General features: G+C 30.9%; 19 protein-coding genes. 15 read left to right on the top strand and 4 right to left on the bottom strand.

Translation table 11 applies throughout. From position 1 onward, the window contains the following. Nucleotides 1-8: 8 nt before the first annotated feature. From FN795_RS08580 to xrtF, 4 genes are all read right to left on the bottom strand, one after another. The gene (locus FN795_RS08580; RefSeq protein ID WP_142450242.1) at nucleotides 9-2,015 is read right to left on the bottom strand and encodes a TonB-dependent receptor plug domain-containing protein; all 2,007 of its coding nucleotides are present in this window, start codon (nucleotides 2,013-2,015) and stop codon (nucleotides 9-11) included. A gap of 104 nt (nucleotides 2,016-2,119) precedes the next feature. Then, the gene (locus FN795_RS08575) at nucleotides 2,120-2,518 is read right to left on the bottom strand and encodes an HYC_CC_PP family protein (protein ID WP_142450241.1); all 399 of its coding nucleotides are present in this window, start codon (nucleotides 2,516-2,518) and stop codon (nucleotides 2,120-2,122) included. A 45-nt stretch (nucleotides 2,519-2,563) separates the two neighbouring features. After that, entirely contained in the window at nucleotides 2,564-3,010 is a 447-nt protein-coding gene (locus FN795_RS08570) for an exosortase F system-associated membrane protein (RefSeq protein ID WP_142450240.1), read from the bottom strand. After that, nucleotides 3,000-3,536 carry an exosortase family protein XrtF gene (xrtF, locus tag FN795_RS08565; protein WP_142450239.1) on the bottom strand — a complete coding sequence of 179 codons (537 nt, stop codon included), beginning with the start codon at nucleotides 3,534-3,536 and terminating at the stop codon, nucleotides 3,000-3,002. The genes FN795_RS08570 and xrtF overlap by 11 nt, the downstream gene beginning before the upstream one ends. A 71-nt stretch (nucleotides 3,537-3,607) precedes the next feature. Here xrtF and FN795_RS08560 point away from each other — a divergent pair, with 71 nt between their 5' ends. From FN795_RS08560 to FN795_RS08490, 15 genes are all read left to right on the top strand, one after another. Further along, nucleotides 3,608-4,063, top strand: a complete 456-nt coding sequence (locus FN795_RS08560; protein WP_142450238.1) for a GAF domain-containing protein — start codon at nucleotides 3,608-3,610, stop codon at nucleotides 4,061-4,063. Nucleotides 4,064-4,182: 119 nt separating this feature from the next. Then, the gene (locus FN795_RS08555; protein ID WP_244289959.1) at nucleotides 4,183-4,791 is read left to right on the top strand and encodes a toxin-antitoxin system YwqK family antitoxin; all 609 of its coding nucleotides are present in this window, start codon (nucleotides 4,183-4,185) and stop codon (nucleotides 4,789-4,791) included. A 97-nt stretch (nucleotides 4,792-4,888) separates the two neighbouring features. Then, nucleotides 4,889-5,839: an energy transducer TonB gene (locus FN795_RS08550; protein ID WP_142450236.1), complete on the top strand. Its 951-nt coding sequence runs from the start codon at nucleotides 4,889-4,891 to the stop codon at nucleotides 5,837-5,839. A 178-nt stretch (nucleotides 5,840-6,017) separates the two neighbouring features. After that, nucleotides 6,018-6,284 carry a 30S ribosomal protein S15 gene (rpsO, locus tag FN795_RS08545; protein ID WP_007804772.1) on the top strand — a complete coding sequence of 89 codons (267 nt, stop codon included), beginning with the start codon at nucleotides 6,018-6,020 and terminating at the stop codon, nucleotides 6,282-6,284. 167 nt (nucleotides 6,285-6,451) lie between these two features. After that, a complete protein-coding gene (locus FN795_RS08540; protein WP_142450235.1) occupies nucleotides 6,452-8,587 on the top strand; it encodes a polyribonucleotide nucleotidyltransferase in 2,136 nt (711 codons plus the stop codon). Between the two features lie 263 nt (nucleotides 8,588-8,850). After that, nucleotides 8,851-9,654 (top strand): hypothetical protein, encoded by an 804-nt coding sequence (locus tag FN795_RS08535; protein WP_167498067.1) that lies wholly within the window; start codon nucleotides 8,851-8,853, stop codon nucleotides 9,652-9,654. A 19-nt stretch (nucleotides 9,655-9,673) separates the two neighbouring features. Further along, nucleotides 9,674-12,436, top strand: coding sequence for a TonB-dependent receptor (locus FN795_RS08530; RefSeq protein WP_142450233.1), 2,763 nt, complete (start codon nucleotides 9,674-9,676; stop codon nucleotides 12,434-12,436). A gap of 18 nt (nucleotides 12,437-12,454) precedes the next feature. Next, a complete protein-coding gene (locus tag FN795_RS08525; RefSeq protein WP_142450232.1) occupies nucleotides 12,455-13,627 on the top strand; it encodes a DUF4249 domain-containing protein in 1,173 nt (390 codons plus the stop codon). Next, on the top strand, nucleotides 13,615-15,303 hold the full coding sequence (locus FN795_RS08520) for a hypothetical protein (RefSeq protein WP_142450231.1): 1,689 nt from the start codon (nucleotides 13,615-13,617) through the stop codon (nucleotides 15,301-15,303). The genes FN795_RS08525 and FN795_RS08520 overlap by 13 nt, the downstream gene beginning before the upstream one ends. A 327-nt stretch (nucleotides 15,304-15,630) precedes the next feature. Continuing rightward, nucleotides 15,631-16,026: a hypothetical protein gene (locus FN795_RS08515; RefSeq protein ID WP_035645729.1), complete on the top strand. Its 396-nt coding sequence runs from the start codon at nucleotides 15,631-15,633 to the stop codon at nucleotides 16,024-16,026. Nucleotides 16,027-16,318: 292 nt separating this feature from the next. After that, on the top strand, nucleotides 16,319-17,860 hold the full coding sequence (locus FN795_RS08510) for a tetratricopeptide repeat-containing sensor histidine kinase (protein ID WP_142450230.1): 1,542 nt from the start codon (nucleotides 16,319-16,321) through the stop codon (nucleotides 17,858-17,860). Beyond that, nucleotides 17,853-18,599, top strand: coding sequence for a LytR/AlgR family response regulator transcription factor (locus FN795_RS08505; protein ID WP_142450229.1), 747 nt, complete (start codon nucleotides 17,853-17,855; stop codon nucleotides 18,597-18,599). Before FN795_RS08510 ends, FN795_RS08505 begins: the two co-directional genes overlap by 8 nt. A gap of 191 nt (nucleotides 18,600-18,790) precedes the next feature. After that, nucleotides 18,791-19,042, top strand: a complete 252-nt coding sequence (locus FN795_RS08500) for a hypothetical protein (protein ID WP_142450228.1) — start codon at nucleotides 18,791-18,793, stop codon at nucleotides 19,040-19,042. Between the two features lie 177 nt (nucleotides 19,043-19,219). Further along, nucleotides 19,220-19,993, top strand: coding sequence for a hypothetical protein (locus FN795_RS08495; protein WP_142450227.1), 774 nt, complete (start codon nucleotides 19,220-19,222; stop codon nucleotides 19,991-19,993). A gap of 2 nt (nucleotides 19,994-19,995) precedes the next feature. Further along, nucleotides 19,996-22,758, top strand: coding sequence for a TonB-dependent receptor (locus FN795_RS08490; protein WP_142450226.1), 2,763 nt, complete (start codon nucleotides 19,996-19,998; stop codon nucleotides 22,756-22,758). Nucleotides 22,759-22,765 lie beyond the last annotated feature (7 nt).

The raw sequence follows: 22,765 nt of genomic DNA, 5'->3' as shown, positions 1-22,765 counted from the left end.
TTTTGCAATTATTTTATTTTAAATCGTAATCCTGCATAATACATTTGTCCAAAAATTGGAGCATACGCAACAGAAGCATCAAAATTTGGTCCAAATGGATCATCAGCGCCTAAAATCGCTTTTTGCTGTTTATAGTTTCCGATATTCTCTCCGCCAATATAGACTTCAAAAACATCAGAAAAAACTCTTGTCACCTGTGCATTCATAACGGCATATGCAGGAGAAAAATCAGGAAACTGATCTTCTGTTGGATTTGATGCTGTATAAGGCAATTGTTGATTTCCTGTCCAGTTGAACGTATAATCAAACTTCCATTGTTTTCCATTATCTGAAGTCGTTTCATATTCCAGATTCCCCAGAAAACGATGTTTGGCCTGCAACGGACGCTGAAAAGTTCCTCTCAAATAATCTGTTTGAATGTCATAATATTTATAAGCTGTTCTTAAATTCAAATTATGAATAAGCTCATAATTAAACTCTAGTTGAAAACTATTTGCAAATGAACTTCCTTTTAAATTATAAAACAAAACATCTTGCGGACTTTGCATTAAATCGACAACGGCCTGATTCTGAAAATCAGTTCTGTAGAAATCAAATCCAGCTTCGGCGTTTTTATTAAAAAGTCTAAACTTTTGCGAAAAGCTGATTCCGTAATTCCACGCAATTTCCGGATTTAATCCATAGATTTTTCCATTTGTATCCAAAATTGAAAATGTTCTGGAACTAGCAAAAAGTTGTTGATTTTCGGCAAAAATATTAGCAGAACGTTTTCCTCTTCCAGCAGAAAAACGAATTACTCCATTTTTCCAAGGATTATATCTCATGTGCAGACGTGGCGTCACAAAAAAACCCAATCGATTATGATTATCAACTCTTCCGCCTAAAATCAAACTGAAATTATCAGTATTGTCATAAGTATATTCAAAGAATGCGCCGACAGAATTATCAATTCGGCTGTAATCATTTACATTCACAAATTCCTGATATTGATCGTATGTAAAATTCAATCCGGTTGTAAATTTATGTTTTGTATTATTGATAATCGAATTGAAAATCAAATTCGAATAAAAGCTATTCTGCTTAATATCATATAAATTCAAACCGAAATAAGAATTTTGCTTATGACTATTAAAAGCATTTTGAAAACCAATACTTTGATAAGGCATATCTTTAAAAACATAACCTATTTTAGTTGACACATCAAAACGTTCTGTGTTGATTTCTGAGCCCCAGTGATTTGTAGTTCCGCGATCAATATCTTTATCAAAATCAACTTCTCCGGTTTGTTTCTTATCATTCATATATCTGAAATTGATAAAACTCACCAAACCGCTTTCAGGATCATAATATTGATAACGATTTAAAATGTTGATTTGTTTTCCTAACGGATTATCCAAAAATCCATCATTATTCATATCGTTTTTTGCGACACGAGTATTTCCATGAACAAACAAGCTTGTCGCCCACTTATCAGATAATTTTTTATTGAAATGTGTATTCAATTCAAAACGCGCATCTGTAGAGCCGTAAGCATTTAAGAAAAATGGGATATCGCTCAAAGGCTTCAAAAGCTCCGTATTTATTTGTCCCGAAATACTTTCATAACCGTTAATAACACTCCCCGCTCCTTTCGTAATCTGAACACTTTCAATCCATGTTCCGGGCGTAAAAGACAATCCGTAAGCTTGAGAAGCTCCACGAACTGAAGGAATATTTTCTTCGGTAATCATCAAATACGGACTTGTTAAACCTAACATTTTTATTTGTTTGGTTCCCGTTAAAGCATCTGAAAAATTGACATCGATAGAAGGATTCGTTTCAAAGCTTTCGGCCAAATTACAGCATGCCGCTTTTAGTAATTCTTTACTTGTAATAACAGTTGTATTGGATGTAAGTGTATAGGATTTTTTAATTCCTTTTTGCTTTTTGGTGACCTTTACTTCCTGCAAATCTTCCTGCGAAAAAGCAGTAACAGACAGCAAAATCATACTCAAAAGCATTATATTTTTGTGCATATAAATAATTTTAATGTTATTAGAAAAGCTGTTTCTAATTCTTCTTTTTAGAAAAAACAGCAAATTTCAAGCGCAAAAAATTGGCTTGATTCTAAACATTAAAATCAGGAATAAAAAATGTATTGATTGTATAATTTGAATAAAGGCGGCGCATTAGCATCAGCATAATACGAAGTGATCTGACTGCTTTTAAAATTTGGAACAGCTAAAAAAGCAATTGTTTTATATTCCTGAATTACAGCTGGAAAATCAAACTGAAAAAAGAATATTTTGACAGTAGCATTATCTGATTTCTTTTCGAAATGAACGACTTTGTCTTTACAGCAAGAAGATTTCTTTTCATTTTCTCCGCAGCATTTCTTTTCTGGAGCAGCGTGCGTTGTTGTATTTAAAGAAACAGAAGCTATTTCGCCTCCGCAATAATGCACATCAAAAGCAAACCCGATGTTGGAAACCAACAATAGGAAAGCTAAAAATAATCCTGTGCACTTTTTTAAATTCATACTGCAAAATTATTTAAAAAGACCGAAAAAAGATTTAATGATTTGTTATTTTTTTAAATTTTGCTGCTGATAATAAAATGCCGGGATAAAAAGCAGTACAAATATGGGCTGAATTATAAATCTTCGGACGTAGAAAAGAAGCCAATTTGCATTTGGAAAATAATCCAAAATAACAAAAAAGGCAACAAACAGAATGACCAGAAAAAATGCGTATAAAAAAACACTAAACTTAAAAATGTCAGCATTTCTAAAAAGCACATAAATCAAAGCTAAAGACAAAATTGTATTTAAAAAATACCTCAGGATAAGTCCGAAAAAAAGTTTCAGAATATTGACTTCCGGATAAGGCAAATTTTTAAAATCGGCCTCAAAATATTCTAAAAAGGGATCATAGAAAAGACTATTTTCAAATGCCCGAATAACACCAAAACACATCACAATACAAACCGCAAGCAAGATTTTGAATTTATGTTCTAGCAACTTACTTAGCATATTTCGAAAATTTATTCACCCAAATCACCCACAAAATAAAAACCAATCCGTAAATAATCAACGGAAAAAGAACGCCGTGCAAAAAGTGTTCATTCTCAGGATATTTAAATAGTAAAACCGTTAAAAAAGCAATTCGGAGAACATTTAAAACATAAATAAAAAGAGAACCAAATAAAATAAAAAGCAAAGTCGTTTTGAATTTTCCTGAAAAAGCAATCACAAACGAAACAAACAATATAATAACGCTGACAGCATTACAACCTTCTACTATTCTGATTGTAAATCGTTTATTATACCAAACCTCTAAAGAAGGCTGAGAAAGACTTTTCACAATACTAATGTCAAAATTAAAAAAATACATTAACTGTTCTACATTTCGCCCAACAATTCTTGAAATTCCGTCAATTTCTAATGAATCAAAACTGTTCAGATAGTATTTATAAATTATCGTCAGTAAAATATAAGCGAAGAAAAAAGTGCCTATAAAAATCAGAAAAGGTTTAAATTGTATTAAATATTTTTTCAACGGATTTTTTTTTCAAATTTATATATTTTTTAACTCCGGCTTTAAATACTTTTGTATAAAATTTATTTATCATGACTTTTCAAGAATTACAACCAAAAATAAGCGCTATTGTTGCTGATACAAACATAGTTAGAGACGAAAAATTATTAGCAATCTGTCAATTGTTAAACGAAAATGTAGAATATTACAACTGGGTTGGTTTTTATTTTGCCAATCACGAAAACAAAACACTTCATTTAGGACCTTATGTTGGTGCTGAAACAGATCATACGGTTATCCCATTTGGAAAAGGAATTTGCGGTCAGGTAGCAGAAAGCAATGCTAATTTTGTCGTTCCGGATGTTGCCGCACAAGACAATTATATTGCCTGCAGCTTTACTGTAAAATCAGAAATTGTGGTACCATTATTTGTTGATGGAGTAAATATTGGCCAAATCGACATTGACAGCCATGTTATTGATCCGTTTACTGAAGCAGACGAAAGATTTTTAGAATTTGTAAATCAAGAAGTTGCTAAATTATTCTAGAAGAACTATTTTTAGGTAAAAAATAGAACTGAATGAAAAGAAACATCTTCATTTTTCTGCTTCTTATATTCTCAGTTAATCTCTTCGCACAAATTAACATGGTCTCAAAAAAAATCTTTTTGGACTCGTTAAATAATGAATGTACGCCTGAAAAACATACTTCCACGAGAGTAATCACCAATTATTCCCAAAAAAGCGTTCGCTACGTTGTAACCGATTTTTACAAAAACGGAAGAAAGAAAATGACTGGCACAACTTTAGACAAAGATGTTCTAAAAAAGGACGGAGAATTTATTTGTTATTATAAAAACGGCGCAAAAGAATCTGTGGTGAATTATTCTCAGGATCATAAAGAAGGCAAAGAGATTAACTGGTATGAAAACCAAAATAAAAAATCTGAAAAACAGAATATCTGGAATCCAAAAACTAAAAGTGTTCAGACTTTAATACTTAATGCCTGGAATGAAGATAAAAACCAGACCGTAATTGATGGCGAAGGAGATTTTGAAGAAACTGACAAATTCATAATTCAAAAAGGAACCCTAAAAAATGGTTTAAAACAGGGACTCTGGAAAGGAAATGATAGTGCTCAAAAAATTACTTTTATTGATAATTACGACAAAGGAATTTTAATCTCTGGAGAAAGCATAGATCAAAACAATGTAAAAACTACCTATTCTTCTTTGGCTGAAAAATACGCTTTTAAAAAAAGCTCAAAATTAAAATAGCAATTAAATTAAAAGCAAAGATTACTTTAAGCTAACGCTGAATCTTTGCTTGTTTGTGTTAAAAATACTACTTTAGCTTTTTATTAACTAACCTAATATGAAAGCTATTTTACGCGTATTATTTTTTCTTTTAATTTCTACTCAACTTTTTTCTCAATCACTTCTTTCAGAAAGTAAAGTAATATTTCTGGACTCTTCCTATGTAGAAAGTTCAGCGGTAGACTATAAATATATTAGGATTATTGAAGATTATTATACTGATAAGAAATCGTACAATTATAAAGAATATTACAAATCCAAAGCAATTAAATGCATAGGAACAACTTTAGATAAAGATGTTATTAGACTAGACGGCCCATTTATTTCATATTATGAAAATGGCAACAAAAAGTCGACTGTAACTTTTGCAAAGCTCAAAAAAATAGGAAAAGAATTCAAATGGTACGAAAACGGAAATATCAAATCGGAAATTGAATATTTCGAAAGTAAAAAAGGTGAAGTTGAGTGCAAGCTCAACAATTTCTGGAATCCTCAAAAAGAACAAATCGTAACTTACGGCAATGGCGACTATACATATGCGAATGAATATTCCGAAGAAAGCGGAAAGATAAAAGATGGCTTGCCTGACGGTATCTGGAAAGGAAAGTATCTGGAAAAGAAATCAAGTTTTACTGAAACTTATGAAAATGGCAAATTAGTTTCAGGAATTAGTTTGGATTCTTTAAATGTTGAGCACCCTTATACGATAAGAGATCAGCCTCCAAGTCCAAAAAAAGGAATAAATTCTTTTTACACGTATGTTGGAAGATCAATGGTTATACCAGTTGAAGCAAGAAATAAGGTTTTTGGAAAGATATATTTAACTTTCACTGTAGATGAGGAAGGAAATCTGGTTGAGCCAAAAATATTAAAAGGACTGGGCTACGGATTAGACGAAAATGCGATTAGTGTAATTAAAGGTGCAAAAAAATGGAATCCAGGTATAAGAAGAGGTATTCCGGTAAGGGTTCTTTATTCATTGCCGTTGACGATAGCCCCACCAAATTAGCACTTTTTAGCAAAAACCAAATCCTTAAAACATTAAAAAAGAAATATTTTTAGCTTAAATTGTTTAATCTTTAAATTTTTCAAGTTTTAAATTTATTTTTTCGGAAAAAAGATGTATTTTTGCACCCGTCTTACAAAAGTTGTAAAGACATACATAAAAATCATTAAATAATATTGGAATGTATTTAACTAAAGAAAAGAAAGAAGAGATTTTCGCACAACACGGTGGTGCAACAAACACTGGAAGCGCAGAAGGTCAAATTGCATTGTTCACTTACAGAATTTCTCACTTAACTGAACACTTGAAAAAAAATCGTCACGATTACAACACTGAGCGTTCTCTTGTACTATTAGTAGGTAAAAGAAGAGCTTTGTTAGATTACTTGAAAAAGAAAGAAATTAACAGATATCGTGAGATTATCAAAGTATTGAATATCAGAAAATAATCAATATAGAAAAGAGGTGCGAAAGTGCCTCTTTTTGTTTTTACATTGCATGCATAATACAAGAAAAAAAGTTTGGTTTTTCATTGGGTTTTAGATAACAACAACTACACACAACAACAACTACAACACAACTAAAACCCATTGTATAATCAATAAGGAAAAAATTTATGATTCCACAATTATTTGTAGAAAAGATCGATTTAGGTGATGGCAGAAGCATCACAATCGAGACAGGACGTTTAGCTAAACAAGCTGATGGTTCTGTAGTAGTAAGAATGGGCGACACTATGATTCTTGCAACAGCAGTTTCAGCTCGCACATCAAACCCAGGCGTTGATTTTTTACCATTAACGGTAGATTACCGCGAAAAATTCGCAGCAGCAGGTCGTTTTCCAGGAGGTTTCTTCAAAAGAGAAGCGCGCCCAAGCGACAGCGAAGTATTAACAATGAGATTAGTTGACCGTGTATTGCGTCCGCTTTTCCCAGACGATTACCATGCTGAAACACAAGTTATGATTCAGTTAATGTCTCATGACGAAGAAGTTATGCCAGACGCATTAGCTGGTTTAGCTGCATCTGCAGCATTAGCAGTTTCAGATATTCCATTTTACAACTTAATTTCTGAAGTACGTGTTGCACGTATCGACGGAAAATTAGTGATCAATCCAAGCAGAGAAGAATTAGAAAAATCTGATATCGATATGATGATTGGAGCTTCTATGGATTCTGTTGCAATGGTTGAAGGTGAGATGAAAGAAATTTCAGAAGCTGAAATGATCGAAGCTATTAAGTTTGCTCACGAAGCTATCAAAGTTCAAATTGAAGCTCAATACCGTTTACAAGCTGCTTTTGGTAAAAAAGAAATTCGTACTTACGAAGGTGAGAAAGAAAACGAAGAAATTTACAAAAAAGTAAAAGCTGCAGCATATGACAAAATCTATGCTATTGCAAAAGTAGGTTCAGCTAAACACGAAAGAGGTGCTGCATTTGCTGAAGTAAAAGAAGAAGTAAAAGCTTTATTTACTGAAGAGGAATTAGCTGCTGATGGTGATTTAGTTTCTAAATATTTCTACAAAACAAACAAAGAAGCTGTTCGTAATGTAGTATTAGAATTAGGTGTTCGTTTAGATGGTAGAAAAACTACAGACATCAGACCAATCTGGTGTGAAACTGATTATTTACCAAGAGTTCACGGTTCTTCTTTATTTACACGTGGAGAAACCCAGGCTTTGGCAACTGTAACTTTAGGGACTTCTAGAGAAGCAAACCAAATCGACTCGCCTAGCGAGCAAGGTGAAGAGAAATTCTACTTACACTATAACTTCCCTCCTTTCTCTACTGGTGAAGCAAAGCCACTAAGAGGAACTTCAAGAAGAGAAGTTGGTCACGGTAACTTGGCTCAAAGAGCATTAAAAAATATGATTCCTGCTGATTGTCCTTATACAATTCGTGTTGTTTCTGAGGTTTTAGAATCTAACGGTTCTTCTTCTATGGCAACAGTTTGTGCTGGAACAATGGCATTGATGGACGCTGGAGTTCAAATGGTAAAACCAGTTTCTGGAATTGCTATGGGATTGATTACTGACGGTGAGAAATTTGCTGTATTGTCAGATATTTTAGGTGATGAGGATCACTTAGGAGATATGGACTTTAAAGTAACTGGAACTGCTGACGGTATCACTGCTTGTCAAATGGACATCAAAATTGATGGTTTACGTTATGACATTATGGAGCAAGCTTTAGCTCAGGCTCGTGATGGACGTTTACACATTTTAGGAAAATTAACTGAGACAATCGCTGCTCCAAGAGCTGATGTAAAAGCTCATGCGCCAAAAATCATCACAAGAACTATTCCTGGAAACTTTATTGGAGCATTAATTGGACCTGGTGGAAAAGTAATTCAGGAATTACAAAAAGCTACAGGAACAACTATTGTTATCAACGAAGTTGACGAACAAGGTGTTATCGAAATTTTAGGTACAGATCCTGCTGGAATTGAAGCGGTATTAGCAAAAATTGCTTCTATTACTTTCAAACCACAAATGGGAGAAGCTTATGAAGTTAAAGTAATTAAAATGCTTGATTTTGGAGCTGTAGTAGAATATACTGCTGCACCAGGAAATGAAGTATTGCTTCACGTATCTGAACTAGCTTGGGAACGTACTGAAAACGTTGCTGATGTAGTTAAAATGGGAGATATTTTCCAAGTGAAATACTTAGGAGTTGACCCAAAAACTAAAAAAGAAAAAGTGTCTAAAAAAGCACTTGTTCCAAGACCTCCACGTGAGGAGAAAAAAGAGTAATCAGATCTTAGTTTACTAAAGGTTTATTCATAGCAAAAACCCCGTTTCATAATCATGAAACGGGGTTTTTCAGTTTTTACATCTACTCTCCAACCTAAAACAATATAGTTAAAATACTAAACTACAACGTTTTCAGAAAACACATTATAGATTAATTAATGTTGTTGGTTTAAAAAACAACGTTGTTGGTTTAATTTATTTTTAAAAAGAACGCTATTAACATAGTTTTATATAGAAAATAACTACACAAAACTAAAATATTGATGAGAAAGGATATTGCAAGGTCAAGAATTAAAACAATATTATTTATTATTGTTTCTTTTAAATTTGAACAATATTGCAAAAGCCTACCATTGAAAATCACAAATTACTCAACAGTAATTTTCATCCTACTATTACTTTCAATCAACTGTTTTTCTCAAACTAATGAAAAAAAAGAAGTCTCCAATTATTTTGACAAAATAGTTGGTGAAGAAATTTCAAACATCAATAACGGCAAAATTCATGTTGATCCATATAATTTAAAAAATGGCAACACGAATTATTTAAATAAAAACTTCGTTAAAGGATCTGTTTTTTATGATAATCAATTATATGAAAACATCTTGATAAAGTATGACATTTACAAAGATCAACTTGTTAAATCATTTGAAAACAACAACTCATTCGGGATAACGCTCATAAATGAAAAGACCGATTACTTTATAATTGACGATAAGAGATTTGTCAATATTGACAATAAGTATAAATATCCGAAACCCATCACAGGCTTTTTTGAAGAAAAATATTTAGGAAAAAATATCTCCTTATATATTAAGCACTTTAAAACTGCTAAAGAAACCATTATTGAAACTACTTTATACACAGAATTCAAAGAGTATATTGATTACCAACTTCTTTATAATTCAAAATTTACAGCTGTCAATACGCAAAAAGAAATCCTCACAACATTTCCTCAACTAAAAAAAGAAATAAAAGATTTTTACAAAAAAAATAAAATTCTGGAAGAGACAAATCCGTACCAGTTCAAAGCAGATTTAATAAAATTTATTGATAACAATTTATAAGCTCTATTCCAAAATCTAAATGAAAAATCACTTTATCTTCTATTTATTTTTCTTACTGCCAATCGTTCTCTTTTCGCAAGAAAAAAACATTTCTATACAATATTCGAATGTAACTCGAAAAAAAGCCATTGAATTAGTCGAGAAAAACACTTCTTTTCATTTCTATTTTGATGACCAATGGCTATCTGATACTCAACTTATTTCAGGAGAATTTAGCAATACCTCTATTTCTGTAATTTTAGATGCAATTTTTAATAACACTACTATAAATTACATTATTGACGGAAACAATATTATTTTGAGCAATGGCCTTTTAATATCAAACGCTATAACGGAGGATTATTTTAAAAATGCTGATAACATAAACGTCAATAAAATTCCAAATTCACAAATAGTTCCAATTTACAATAAGCAATATCTGAATGATTCTAAGAAAGATTCAGATTCCATTATTTCCCTCGGAAAACAATCTCTAATAAACGCATCTCAGTCTTATACCCTCTCTGGATATATTAGAGACAGAATTTCAGGAAAACCAGAATATAATATTACTGTTAAAGTAAAAGACAAAGATATAAGTACAACAAGTGATGAAAGTGGTTATTACAGCTTTAGAGTTCCTGCTGGTATTAATATAATCGAAACTCAATCTATCAAGCATGGATCAAAGACTAAAAAAATTGTGCTTTACAGTAATGGAAAAGTAGATTTTAATTTAGATGAAAATGTAAATGCCCTGAAAGAAGTTGTTATCGAAAATAAAAGAACAAAAAATACAACCTCAGCAGTTGCAGGCCTTACAAGTATTAATATCGAAAACATCAAAAACGTACCTTTAATTTTAGGCGAAAGAGACATTTTTAAAGTTGCTACAACTCTGCCAGGTATAAAAACAGCAGGAGAAGGCTCTGCGGGCTTTAATGTTCGTGGAGGAAAAGACGATCAAAACTTGTTTTTACTAGACAATGCTTCTTTATACAATCCATCTCACTTTTTAGGTTTCTTTTCTTCCGTAAATCCATTTACAACAAAATCGGCTGATATATACAAAGGAAGCATTCCTGCAGAGTTTGGAGGGCGTCTTTCTTCGGTTTTTGACATTAAATCTAAAAATGGAAATACCGAAAAAGTTTCTGGTGAAGCAGGAATTGGTCCGGTAATGAGCAATGTTACGCTCGAAATTCCGATAGTAAAAGGAAAATCAAGCTTGTTATTTGGCGGTAGAGCAAGTTATTCTGATTGGATTCTGAAAGCTATTAAAGATCCTGAACTTGATAATAGCCAAGCTTCTTTTTATGATTTGCTTTTGAAATACAATCATAAAATCACAAAAAAAGATGATCTGGAAACCTCTTTATACTATAGCCATGACAAATACAGCATCAATTCCGACTCTATTTACAAATACAGTAATTTATTAGCAACAGTAAAATGGGATCATGATTTTAATGCAAAAAACAAATCTTCCTTAATTATTACTAATAGTCAATATAAATTCAACATCGATTACGATTCACAACCTCAAAAATCATTCGATTACGGCTATAAAATCAATGAAACTCAGTTTGTTTTTAAAATGAAGTACATTCTGAATGAAAAGCATTTATTTAATTATGGCATCAGCAGTAAAATTTACAATGTTAATCCTGGTTTTCTAGAACCAACAAGCAGTGATTCTCAAATTAAAAACAAAACTTTGGAAAAGGAAAAAGCTTTAGAATCGGCTTTGTTTTTTACCGAAAATTACAAGGTCAATGACCAACTTTTAATCAATTTAGGTTTGCGTTATTCTTTTTATTCTGCACTTGGTCCTGCGACTCAGAACATTTATCAGGATGATCTTCCTAAATCTGAAAGAACTGTTATTGATACTAAAACTTATTCAAATAATGAATCTATAAAAACGTATGGAGGTTTTGAACCTAGAATTTCTGCTCGTTATTTTATACTTCCAGATTTATCTGTAAAAGCAAGTTTTGACAGAACCTATCAATACATGCATTTGCTGTCGACCAATACGACTCAATCTCCAATGGATGTTTGGAAGCTTTCAGATTTAAATACCCAACCACAATCGTCTAATCAATTTTCGTTAGGGCTTTTCAAAAATATAATTGAAAAATCATTAGAACTGAGTGTCGAAGGTTATTATAAACGTTCAAAAAATATTCTGGATTATAAAGTTGGTGCCGAATTATTTTTGAACGAAAACATAGAAACTGAACTTCTTCAAGGAGAAGGAAAAGCTTACGGAGTTGAATTTCTGATCAAAAAAGAAAAAGGCAATTTTAATGGCTGGCTAAGCTATACCTATTCGAGAGCATTAATAAAATTGGACAGCCGATTTGACTCTGAAAAAATAAATAACGGCCAATATTTCTCAACGAATTATGACAAACCGCATGATTTTAGCGCCATTTTAAATTATAAATTTACAAAGAGATATAGTTTATCAACTAATTTTGTTTACCAAACCGGCAGACCTGTGACCTTTCCAATTGGGTCGTATGATTTTGCCGGAGAGAATGTTACCTTATATAGTAATCGCAATCAATATAGAATTCCAGATTATTACAGATTGGATATTGGTCTTAATTTTGAAGGAAATCATAAAGTAAAAAAGCTCGCTCATAGTTTCTGGAATCTTTCTGTCTACAATGTCCTTGGAAGAAATAATCCTTATAATGTTTATTTTGTTACTGAAGATAAAAAAATCAAAGCTTATAAAACATCGATTTTTTCTGTTCCAATTCCAACGATAACGTACAACATTAAATTTTAATTCATTTATCACATCAATATGAATTTATCAAGAATCAAAAAATCGACATTGGCTCTTTTTGCATTTGCTGTTTTGACAAGTTGCACGGAACAATATATATATCAAAATCAAGATTTTGAAGATGCAATCACTGTTGAAGCCACACTAACAAATGAATTAAAATATCAGGAAATAAATATCGCGAGAACAAGAGTTCTAAATGACACCGTAAAAATTCCAGAATCTGGAGCTGATGTTACTGTTGTTGATAGTGATAAAAATGTTTTTCATTTTAACGAAAAAGATGGAAAATATATTTCTGTAATTGAATTTAAAGTAGAACCAAATAAAAATTATCAATTAAAAATAACAACCAAATCAGGAAAATCATATGTTTCTTCACCACAAGTTTTAACTACACAAAACACGATTGATCTAGAAACAACAGTTGAAGATAAAAATGGCGTTAGAGGCATTCAGGTAAGTGTTAAAAGTTTCGACCCAACAAATACATCCAAATATTATCGTTATGAATATGAAGAAACCTATAAAATAATAACGCCGCATCCTATTGAAACACGTATTAATTTAGTAAAGCAAAACGGTTACTATAGCTACGTAAAAGTTCCTGCACCACCTAACATTCAGACTTGTTTCACTACAAAACACTCCACGGGAATTAGACAAACCAATACGACCGCTTTGACTGAAGACCGTGTAAAATATCCTATTCGTTTTATCGCCGATACAGATTACATGCTAACAAATCGCTACAGCATAATGGTTTCTCAATACACTCAAAGTCAAGCTGCTTATGATTATTATTATACATCCAAAAAAATGTTTGATTCAGGAGAATTATTATCTCCAAATCAGCCTGGATATGTAGTAGGGAACATAAAGTCAACATCAGATTCAAATGAAAAAGTTGTTGGTTATTTTGAAGTTGCATCGGTTGCCAAAAAAAGAATCTTTTTTAGTTTCAAAGATTTTTTTCCTTCTGAAAAACCAACCGAGTATTTTACAACTTGCAATGCCAGACTCTACTATTTTAATGAAATCGAACAAAATGATTATGACTTAATTAAAACACATGATTTTATTGGAGATGGTCCAGGAATGATTCCTTCTGGATTCTATATGGTTGAAAAAGAATGCGGAGATTGTACATCATTTTCTTCTAACGTAATACCTTCATTTTGGGAAAATTAAACATAAAATTAGCTTTTTTACTGTTATTAGTAAATTTCACTTATAAAAGTACCGCTCAAAATAATACTGCTTTTGGTACAGAATCAGTATTAGTCAAAACCAATACCTCGGTGGTATTAACTGGCGAAACGCTATACTATCAATTATACTGTTTAAACAAAAACACTGTATTTTCAGATATCAGTGAGGTTGCCTATTTAGAAGTAATTAACGATCGTAAAGAAAGTGTGTATAAAACTAAAGTTAGTTTAAAAAACGGAATAGGATCTGGAGATTATTTTATTCCAACAACATTAACAACAGGAAATTATAAACTTATTGCTTATACGAATTGGATGTTAAACAACAATCAAAATAACTTTTTTGAAAAAGACCTTACCATCGTAAATCCATTTCAAGAACATATCAATATGGTTATTGATAGTACTTCTAAAAAATCTGAGGCTTATAAAAATGAAACAGAAAACACATCTGAAAACATTCCCTTAAACCTTGACAAGGGAAAATATTTGAAGAGGGAAAAAGCGACACTTTTACTTCCAAAAACATTGGATAGAGGAAATTACTTTTTAAATATCAGAAAAATAGATTTTATACCTGAATACCCAAATAATGAAACTATCAATGCTAATATAAATTTAAAAGAAAATATAACGGTTCTTCCAGAAACAAGAGGTGAAATCATAACTGGCTTTATAACACCGAAAGTTGCAAATTCTGATTTAAACGCCAAAATAGTTACACTTTCTATTCCGGGAAAAAATTTCATTTTCAAAACGACCAAAACAAATAGCAACGGAAAATTTATTTTTTTGATAGACAAACAAACCAATACATCAGACTGTTATGTTCAATTATCAGAATCTGACAGAGAAAATTACAGTATTACAATAGACAAAACGCCAAGTCCGGATTTATCAAATTTAATTTTCTCCAACAAGACATCTATTTCTAGTAGAAATTTAAAAGCGATTCAAGAACGCTCATTGGCATCGCAGGTAGAAAACGTTTATTTTTCGCAAAAAAAAGATAGCCTGATTGAAACCAGCAATACCGACTTCTTTTTTCAACCTACAGAAAAAAAATACAATCTAGATGATTTCGAAAGATTTAGAACATTTAAAGAAACCATAGTAGAAATTGTTACCGAACTTAATTTTAAAGATTACAATCAAGTTCCTTCACTATATTTAAGAGATATCAAATACAATATAACACAATCGCCTGAACCGTGTCTCGTTTTGGTTGATGGATTGCAAATTCAGAATATAAATGCATTACTTAATTACAATGCTTTTCAAATTGAAAGCATTAGCGTTGTTGACAGACCTTATTGTTATGGTCCTAAAATATTCAACGGAATTGTTAGTATCATTACAAAAAACAAAGATTTTGCGACTATTTATATTGACAAAAATATTCTAAAAACGACCATCCTTAGACCAGAACCTGCAAAAGTATATTTTGAACCGAAACATGAAGCTCCTAATACACGCAGCCGAATTCCTGACTACAGATATCAATTACTTTGGAAACCTAATATTGCTTTTAAAAATAGCGAAATGAGCATCCCATTTTATGCCTCTGACATATCTGGAGATTATGAAATCATATTGGAAGGACTCACAGAAACGGGAAAGAATGTTCGTTTTTATAAAACATTCAAAATTGAATAAGTGAATCAAATCTGTTAAAATTGAATTTTTAACCTTACCAAAATTATTAGCCAAAAAACCCCAATTGATGTAGTGGAATTGGGGTTTTTGGTTTTAATTTCTATACTCTTTCTTATTCGTTAAACTGTCAAGTGAATAGGGGAAGTTTCTTTTTTATTCAATTTTGTTTAAGCTTTTGAATGCTTTCTGAAACAAATATTTTTTCAATTTTTAAATAAAAGAATATCTAAAAGTGCTAAAAATCAAGGTTTTTATAGTGCTAATTGGAAGAAAAAAAATATCTTTAACACACCAAAAATAATAGTATTAATCTTAAAAACCATTCTTATGGCTTATACCGTTTTACAGAATACCAAAATTAATACCGGTGATTTTATTTTTCTACACCCAAAAACAGTTAGCTATCCCGTTTCCCCATTAGTTTCTGCAAGATTCTACACACCTCCAGGAGGAGAACTAACATTAAAAATCAGAGCAACCTTATATATCAACTCTGAGGATCCAAACAACCCAAAGGTTGAAGAACCTACAGAAAATGGCAATTCGCTGCAAATATTTTTTGATTACAATTTTTCAGAAGAAACCCCAGAGAGCTGTGATGTTTGGTATGTTGAAGTAGACTATACTTCTGCCACAATCAGCAACATCACCGAAGTAGTTTCATTCTTAAAAGATATTGACCCTGAAACATCAAGAGGAACAGTAACAGGAGTAGATAGTTAATTCCTGACCATAATACAAGTATCTATTTTAGCAATTACGATTGTTAAAATAGATGCTTTTTCATTCAAATTATCGAAACAACTCAAGAGATAAAATGTGTAAACTAAAAACAAATTTGGTTTTTATTCTGTGTTTATATTCAATTTTACTGTATCCTCAAAACCAAACCGTTAAAAATTCATTTAACGAAATATTGAAGAAAAAGGCAGCTCAGTTTGATCAAGAAAGCAACTTTAACAAAGCTCAATACTTTTTTATCAATAAAAAATGGGATTCAACTTTGGTATATTCCATGAAACAACTGAGTTCTGGCAATAACAAAGAATTATCCGATTACTGCCATTATATAAGAGGAAATTCTTTCAGACAATTAAAACTTTTTAAAGAAGCCCAAAAAGAACTTAATCTGATTTCAAAAGATTTTCCGTTTTATTATTTGGCTGATAAATATTTAGGCGAAATTTATCTGGAACTAAAAGAGTTTGATAAAGCAATTTCCCATTTTGAAAAATTAGAAAAACGAACTCCTGCACAAACTCCCGATTATAAAATAAGTGTAATTTATCAAAACTTAGGTCTTTGCTATTTGCATCTTCAAAAGTTTGACAAAGCAGAAGAATATCTTTTTAAAAGCAAGGAATTAAAAGAAAAAGAAAATGACAATGCTTCTTTAACTTATCTCTACATGAATATTGCTAATTTGTATTACACACAATACAAAGACGACAAGGCCATTACTTATTTTGAAAAATCATATTCACTTTCAAAGCAAATAAAAGATTTTGATAAAAAAAGAGACGCAGCATTAAACATGGCAGTTGTTGAAGAAAACAGAGGTAACTTCAAAAAATCTTTAGTTTACAGAAAAGAATTCGAACAATGGAAGGATTCACTAACGAATCAAAATAAGATTTGGGCGCTCGCCGATTATGAGAAAAAATTTGCTGTTGCTCAAAAACAAAAACAAATCAAAGTTCTTGAAGTTGAAAATCAACTAAAAAATACGCAACGTAATAGTTTATTTTTCTCAGCGATTGGGTTGTTAATAATCCTGACAGGTGGCGTTTATTTATATGCTCAAAAAGCTAAAAACAGCAAAATCATACTGACTCAAAAAAATAAGCTCGATCAGCTAAATAACACGAAAGATCAATTATTTTCGATTGTAAGTCATGACTTGCGCTCTTCTGTAAATGCATTAAAAACGAGCAATTCCAAATTATCTACGACACTCGAAACTAAAAATTATGACGAATTAAACCAGCTTATTATTCAAAATAGTGCTATTGCAAATGGTGCATACAGTTTATTGGATAATTTATTGCACTGGGCAATGCTGCAAACAAAACAGTTGTATTTTCATAAAGAATCTGTTCATTTAAATTCTATTGTTCAGCAGATAGAGTACAATTACAAACCTTTGCTACTCGATAAATCGATTACTTTTGAAAATTCAGTCCCAAAAAACATCTTTATCTTAGCAGATATTGATTCTCTAAAAATTATATTCCGAAATTTATTGGACAATGCTATAAAATTTTCAAATGAAAACGGAAAAATTAGTTTCTATACAAGAGAAAACAACTCAGAATATTGCGAGCTTGTAATTGAAGACAACGGAATTGGAATGAGTCAGGAAACTATTAAAGAATTACTTGCCGACAATGATCTTTTAGCTAAAAAAAATGATTCTGAAATTATCGGGACTGGTTTAGGAATGCAACTTTGCAAACAAATGATCAAGAAAAATAACGGCACATTTACGATCGAAAGCGAAATTAATATCGGGACGAAAATAATATTGACATTTCCAAAAATAACAAACAATGGATAATATTCATGTTTTAATCATAGAAGATACACCAGAACAAAGTGATGCATTGGAAAAAGTATTGCTTCAACACAATTATACAGTTGTTGGCGTTGCAAGAAATTTTACTGATGCATTGAAACTTTTTTACGAAAACACGATTGACATTATTATTATTGATGTTTTTCTGAACGGAAAACCAGACGGAATTACTTTTGCCGAGTCAATTAATATTATTCCAAATGCCTCAAAACCTTTTGTGTTTTTGACCAGTTCACAAGATCGTCAAATTTTTGAGCGAGCCAAACTAACAAAACCTTTCAGCTTTTTGATGAAGCCTTTCAACGAACTCGAAATTTTGTACGCAATTGAAATGGCTGTCGAAAAATTTTATGATCAAATCAACGTTTTTTTAAGTGAGGAACAAAATACTGTTATCAGCAATAATCATTTATTCATAAAAAAGAAAAACGCATTAAAAAAGGTTTCTACAAATGACATTCTTTATATTGAAGTCGAAGAACGTTACTGCAATATTATTACTGAAAAAGAAAAATTTGTAATCCTTATTTCATTGACAAAAATCAATGAATTGCTGGATAAAAACAAATTCATAAAAACACATCGAAATACGATTGTAAATTCAGATAAAATTGAAGAAATTATACTGGCTGATAATCTTATTATTTTAAAAGGAAATCATAAAATAAATCTAAGCGATACTTATAAAGATTTCATCAAAAAGATGAATATTTTATCATAAATCCCAATCTTAAAACGTTTCGAAATCCTCTTTTTAAGGGGATTTTTTTTTGTTTTTAAGAGCTTTATTTTAAAACCATTCTCATTTTTCAGGATTTCATGACAAGAAAAATGGCTTTCATGACATTTTCAGACCAAACAAACCAAATCGAAATTATTTTTGCCCCAACAAATAAACCAAAATAGTTTTAAATGAAAATTGCGCTAACCAACAAACCAGAAATGAAATTTTTATCACTTTTAAAACAATTCATAACAAATCCCTGGATTGGCGCCTTAGCGTCACTAGCGATAATAATTCCAAGTTTATATATCATTCTGGATGATGTTACTGTTTTGAGAAAAGAATACATTTTGCTAATTATTTCATTTCCAATTTATTTAAAATCGCTGAAAAAAATATTTGATGAAATTTTGGACACCCCAGATGACACCTTGAATTAAAAATAAATTTTGCCCCTTTTTATTTAAAAACACTTCAGTTTCTTCGCAAATTGAGGTGTTTTTTACTTTAAAATATAATCATTTTATTACATTTTAACAGTTTAAAGTGTTATTTGTAACTTTTTTTTTAATATTTTTGAATTCAGCCGAAAACAAATTAAAAAATCCACCGATCCTTTGAAAAATTCCCAAAAAAAGAATACCATATTCATCTTATTTGGTTTATTCTTAAACATTATATCCACCTATAGCCAAAATAACAGCAATACGATATCGATTCATAATCTATTTGACAAGACTGTAGAAAATGAAAATTTACCGATATTCAATGGACCTCGTTATATCAATTATTATAGATCTTTAGACAATACACACTGTTATTACATATCTGGTAATTTTATTTCAGGAGATTTAAACTATCAAAATCAAAGCTATTACAATGTAGATTTAAAGTATGACATTAATAATGATGTTTTAGTACTTAAGCCTATTGGCAAATTCGATTATTTAGGCATTAGTCTTATAAAAGATAATGTTGGTAGTTTTAAAATCTATGACAAACAATTCATTAATATCAATTTTAACAATCCTTCATGTCCCGCTTTTATGAATGGATATTATCAGGAAATTATATTTTCTAAAGACAACATTTTGTACATCAAGCATCATAAAAACAGAACAAAAGTTATTGACAACAAATCAATTGCGGAAGGCTCTAATCAATCTACAACAGATTCATTTATAGAAAAAAATGAATTTGTATTGAAATATAAAAACGCTTATTATAAAATAGCATCAAAAAATGATGTCATCAAAATTTTCCCCGAATATAAAAGTAAAATAAAAGATTTTTACAGTAATAACGATCAATTAGAAGAATCAGATAACAAAGTCTTTATTGAAAATTTAATAAAGGAAATCAACAATTTTCTAGTCCCTGAATCTAATTAAAAATGAAAAAAATTATACTTACATTATTTTTATTCGCCTTTTATACAATATCATTTAGTCAGGAAAAAAGCAATAAAATATCTATCGAATTCAACAATACTAATCTAAAAACTGCTTTAGAAAATATTGAAAAAACCACCGGTTATAAGTTTTATTTTGATGAAAACTGGCTAACAGCCGAAACTGTTTTAATTAATAAGACCTATAACAATATTTCTATTGAAGATTTGCTAAATAATCTTTTTGAAAATACTTCTTTAAATTATATCATAAGAAATAATGAAATAATTTTAACCAAAAACAGCAAAATCCACAGTTCATTGCCTGAAGGTTATTTTGAAACTACGGTACCACAATCAGATAATACTGTAGCAAAACCACTATTCCATCAGCAGTATGATGCAATAGCGCAAAATAGCAGCGTTCCAGGAATTATCTATATAGGTAAAGAAAAAAAAGGAGGCGAATTAAAATCTTACACGCTTTCTGGTTTTGTAAAAAATGTAAAAACAAAAAATACGCTCTCGAATGCTACTATAAGAGTCCGTGGAAAAAATAGCAGCACCGTTACCGATAATGAAGGTCATTATAAAATTGTAGTGCCTTACGGCCTTAATTATATTGACATTGAATTAGTAAATCACAAAAAAACCACAGAAACGATAATGGTTTATGACGATGGAAAACTTGATGTGTCTCTGGAAGAAAGCTTCAATGAATTAGACGAAGTTGTTATTAAAACCAGCGCAAACAAAAACGTAAAAGATGTTATTTCCGGAGTTTCAACTATCGATGTTGAAAAAATAAAAACCATTCCGCTTGTTCTTGGCGAAAGAGACATTTTTAGAGTTGCGACGACTTTACCTGGAATCAAAACTACTGGTGAAGGCTCTGCAGGATTTAATGTGAGAGGAGGAAAAGATGATCAGAATTTAATTCTTTTAGACAATGCTGTTCTTTACAATACTTCGCATTTCTTAGGTTTTTTCTCTGCTGTAAATCCGTATACAACAAGCAAAGTTGATATTTACAAAGGAAGCATTCCGGCAAGATTTGGGGGTCGATTATCTTCTGTTTTCGATATTGCTTCTAAAAATGGTAATCCTGAAAAATTTTCTGGAGAAGGTGGAATTGGATCTGTGACCAGTAATTTATCTATTGGAGCTCCAATTATAAAAAACAAAGCCAGTGTATTAGTTGGATTCAGAACTACTTATTCAGAATGGATTTTAAAAAAAATAGACAACGAAGACCTAAATAATAGTCAGGCCGCATTTTTTGATGGTATCATAAAATACAATCACAAAATAAACGCTAAAAACAACATTGAATCAACTTTGTATTACAGTAAAGACCGTTTTAGTATTTCTTCTGATTCTGTTTATAAATACAGCAATGCGTTAATTTCATTAAAATGGAATCATGCGTTCAGCGAAAAAACTAAAGCCGATTTTATTTTCACTAATAGCCAATATAAATTTAATATTGATTTTGATAACGGAACTCCAAACTCTTTTGATTATGGATACAAATTAAACGAAACTCAATTTATTGCAAATGCAAATTATTCATTAAACAGCAAACACGCTTTTAATTATGGTTTATCGAGCAAGCTTTACAATGTTGAACCTGGTTATTTAAATCCAAAAACTACAGATTCTAAAATTATTCCAATAAAAATTGACGATGAAAAGGCTTTGGAATCTGCTCTATATTTTTCCGATAATTATACTTTAAATGATAGAATATTAATTAGTCTCGGACTTCGATATTCGACCTATTCGGCATTGGGAGAATCCACACAGCGCGTTTACCAGCCAAATGCTCCAGTCAATGACAACAATGTAATTGGTACAAACTATTACAAAAAAAATGAAGTCATAAAAACCTATGGTGGATTTGAACCAAGAATAGCAATGCGTTATCTATTTACAGATGATTTTTCTGTAAAAGGCAGCTATGACAAAACATATCAGTATATTCATTTATTAACAAACAACACAACACAATCTCCTACTGACGCCTGGAAATTATCCGATTTAAACATTAGGCCTCAGGAAGCGCATCAATATTCTTTAGGGTTTTATAAAAATCTAGATAACGACAATTTAGAATTAAGCTTAGAAGGTTATTATAAAAAATCATACAACCTTCTGGACTATAAAGTAGGTGCTGAATTAATGTTGCAGGAAAACACTGAAACACAGCTTTTACAGGGAGAAGGAAAAGCGTACGGAGTTGAGTTGCTATTGAAAAAAAATGCCGGAAAACTTAATGGTTGGTTAGGTTATACTTATTCACGAACTTTTATAAAATCAGACAGTCAGTTTCTTGATGAAAAAGTTAACAATGGTCATTATTTTCCAACAAATTTTGACAAACCGCACGAAGTAAGCGCCGTACTCAATTATAAGTTTACACAACGATACAGTTTATCGAGTAATTTTGTATATCAATCAGGACGACCTATCACCTTCCCAATTGGAAGTTATATTTATAATGGCATGGAATATACACTGTACAGTGACCGAAATAAATATAGAATTCCTGATTATTATCGATTAGATATTGGTTTTAATATTGAAGGCAATCATAAAATAAAAAAGCTGTCGCATAGCTTCTGGAATATATCAATTTATAATGTTTTAGGCCGAAATAATCCATACTCGATCTTTTTTGTAACGACAAATGGACAAATAAAAGCATACAAAACTTCTATATTTTCTGTGCCAATTCCGACTATAACATATAATATTAAATTTTAATCATTAA

This window comes from Flavobacterium resistens, assembly GCF_900182645.1.
Lineage (GTDB): Bacteria > Bacteroidota > Bacteroidia > Flavobacteriales > Flavobacteriaceae > Flavobacterium > Flavobacterium resistens.
This window is presented reverse-complemented; position numbering and strand designations above follow the sequence as displayed.

What these genes read in the sequence shown, in the direction of transcription:
- FN795_RS08580 (WP_142450242.1), bottom strand. Translation starts at nt 2,015, where the DNA reads ATGCACAAAAATATAATGCTTTTGAGTATGATTTTGCTGTCTGTTACT.
- FN795_RS08575 (WP_142450241.1), bottom strand. Translation starts at nt 2,518, where the DNA reads ATGAATTTAAAAAAGTGCACAGGATTATTTTTAGCTTTCCTATTGTTG.
- FN795_RS08570 (WP_142450240.1), bottom strand. Translation starts at nt 3,010, where the DNA reads ATGCTAAGTAAGTTGCTAGAACATAAATTCAAAATCTTGCTTGCGGTT.
- FN795_RS08560 (WP_142450238.1), top strand. Translation starts at nt 3,608, where the DNA reads ATGACTTTTCAAGAATTACAACCAAAAATAAGCGCTATTGTTGCTGAT.
- FN795_RS08550 (WP_142450236.1), top strand. Translation starts at nt 4,889, where the DNA reads ATGAAAGCTATTTTACGCGTATTATTTTTTCTTTTAATTTCTACTCAA.
- rpsO (WP_007804772.1), top strand. Translation starts at nt 6,018, where the DNA reads ATGTATTTAACTAAAGAAAAGAAAGAAGAGATTTTCGCACAACACGGT.
- FN795_RS08540 (WP_142450235.1), top strand. Translation starts at nt 6,452, where the DNA reads ATGATTCCACAATTATTTGTAGAAAAGATCGATTTAGGTGATGGCAGA.
- FN795_RS08535 (WP_167498067.1), top strand. Translation starts at nt 8,851, where the DNA reads ATGAGAAAGGATATTGCAAGGTCAAGAATTAAAACAATATTATTTATT.
- FN795_RS08530 (WP_142450233.1), top strand. Translation starts at nt 9,674, where the DNA reads ATGAAAAATCACTTTATCTTCTATTTATTTTTCTTACTGCCAATCGTT.
- FN795_RS08525 (WP_142450232.1), top strand. Translation starts at nt 12,455, where the DNA reads ATGAATTTATCAAGAATCAAAAAATCGACATTGGCTCTTTTTGCATTT.
- FN795_RS08515 (WP_035645729.1), top strand. Translation starts at nt 15,631, where the DNA reads ATGGCTTATACCGTTTTACAGAATACCAAAATTAATACCGGTGATTTT.
- FN795_RS08510 (WP_142450230.1), top strand. Translation starts at nt 16,319, where the DNA reads ATGAAACAACTGAGTTCTGGCAATAACAAAGAATTATCCGATTACTGC.
- FN795_RS08505 (WP_142450229.1), top strand. Translation starts at nt 17,853, where the DNA reads ATGGATAATATTCATGTTTTAATCATAGAAGATACACCAGAACAAAGT.
- FN795_RS08500 (WP_142450228.1), top strand. Translation starts at nt 18,791, where the DNA reads ATGAAAATTGCGCTAACCAACAAACCAGAAATGAAATTTTTATCACTT.
- FN795_RS08490 (WP_142450226.1), top strand. Translation starts at nt 19,996, where the DNA reads ATGAAAAAAATTATACTTACATTATTTTTATTCGCCTTTTATACAATA.